The sequence below is a fragment of the Streptomyces sp. NPDC051822 genome (assembly GCF_044452745.1).
Classification (GTDB): domain Bacteria; phylum Actinomycetota; class Actinomycetes; order Streptomycetales; family Streptomycetaceae; genus Streptomyces.
On sequence record NZ_JBITBZ010000031.1, the window covers coordinates 1,521 to 3,370 of the forward strand.

Below are 1,850 nucleotides of genomic sequence, written 5' to 3' on the forward strand. Positions count from 1 at the left end.
ACGGCCTACACCCTTACCCCGGGACTACCACCGCCCGGGCTGGACTACCTTCCTGCGTCACCCCATCGCTTACCTACTACAAGTCTGGTTCGTCGGCTCCACCACTTTCCTTTCCCCGAAGGGTCCGGAACGGCTTCACGGACTTAGCATCGCCTGATTCGATATTGGGCGTTTCAAAGCGGGTACCGGAATATCAACCGGTTGTCCATCGACTACGCCTGTCGGCCTCGCCTTAGGTCCCGACTTACCCTGGGCAGATCAGCTTGACCCAGGAACCCTTAGTCAATCGGCGCACACGTTTCTCACGTGTGTATCGCTACTCATGCCTGCATTCTCACTCGTGAACCGTCCACAACTCGCTTCCGCGGCTGCTTCACCCGGCACACGACGCTCCCCTACCCATCACAGCGGGCGTTGGCCCTATTGCTGCAATGACACGACTTCGGCGGTACGCTTGAGCCCCGCTACATTGTCGGCGCGGAATCACTTGACCAGTGAGCTATTACGCACTCTTTCAAGGGTGGCTGCTTCTAAGCCAACCTCCTGGTTGTCTCTGCGACTCCACATCCTTTCCCACTTAGCGTACGCTTAGGGGCCTTAGTCGATGCTCTGGGCTGTTTCCCTCTCGACCATGGAGCTTATCCCCCACAGTCTCACTGCCGTGCTCTCACTTACCGGCATTCGGAGTTTGGCTAAGGTCAGTAACCCGGTAGGGCCCATCGCCTATCCAGTGCTCTACCTCCGGCAAGAAACACACGACGCTGCACCTAAATGCATTTCGGGGAGAACCAGCTATCACGGAGTTTGATTGGCCTTTCACCCCTAACCACAGGTCATCCCCCAGGTTTTCAACCCTGGTGGGTTCGGTCCTCCACGAAGTCTTACCTCCGCTTCAACCTGCCCATGGCTAGATCACTCCGCTTCGGGTCTTGAGCGCGCTACTGAATCGCCCTATTCGGACTCGCTTTCGCTACGGCTTCCCCACACGGGTTAACCTCGCAACGCACCGCAAACTCGCAGGCTCATTCTTCAAAAGGCACGCAGTCACGACCCACTGAGTAAACTCAATGAGCGACGCTCCCACGGCTTGTAGGCACACGGTTTCAGGTACTATTTCACTCCGCTCCCGCGGTACTTTTCACCATTCCCTCACGGTACTATCCGCTATCGGTCACCAGGGAATATTTAGGCTTAGCGGGTGGTCCCGCCAGATTCACACGGGATTTCTCGGGCCCCGTGCTACTTGGGTGTCTCTCAAACGAGCCGTTAATGTTTCAGCTACGGGGGTCTTACCCTCTACGCCGGACCTTTCGCATGTCCTTCGCCTACATCAACGGTTTCTGACTCGTCTCACAGCCGGCAGACTGTGAAAGAGAGATCCCACAACCCCGCATGCGCAACCCCTGCCGGGTATCACACGCATACGGTTTGGCCTCATCCGGTTTCGCTCGCCACTACTCCCGGAATCACGGTTGTTTTCTCTTCCTGAGGGTACTGAGATGTTTCACTTCCCCTCGTTCCCTCCACATGCCCTATGTGTTCAGGCATGGGTGACAGCCCATGACGACTGCCGGGTTTCCCCATTCGGAAACCCCCGGATCAAAGCCTGGTTGACGGCTCCCCGGGGACTATCGTGGCCTCCCACGTCCTTCATCGGTTCCTGGTGCCAAGGCATCCACCGTGCGCCCTTAAAAACTTGGCCACAGATGCTCGCGTCCACTGTGTAGTTCTCAAGCAACGACCAGCCACCCATCACCCCACCCGACAAGCAGATGAGTTCACTGGGGCCGGCATCGCGAAGATACAAACCTTACGGCCGTACCCTCAGACACCCAACAACGTGCCAAGCG

General features: G+C 57.4%; 1 rRNA gene (only partly in view). It reads right to left on the reverse strand.

Going from position 1 to position 1,850, the window contains the following annotated elements:
- A 23S ribosomal RNA gene (locus ACIA8N_RS36465) occupies positions 1-1,702 on the reverse strand; it reaches 1,488 nt to the left of the window's first position.
- Positions 1,703-1,850: the final 148 nt, after the last annotated feature.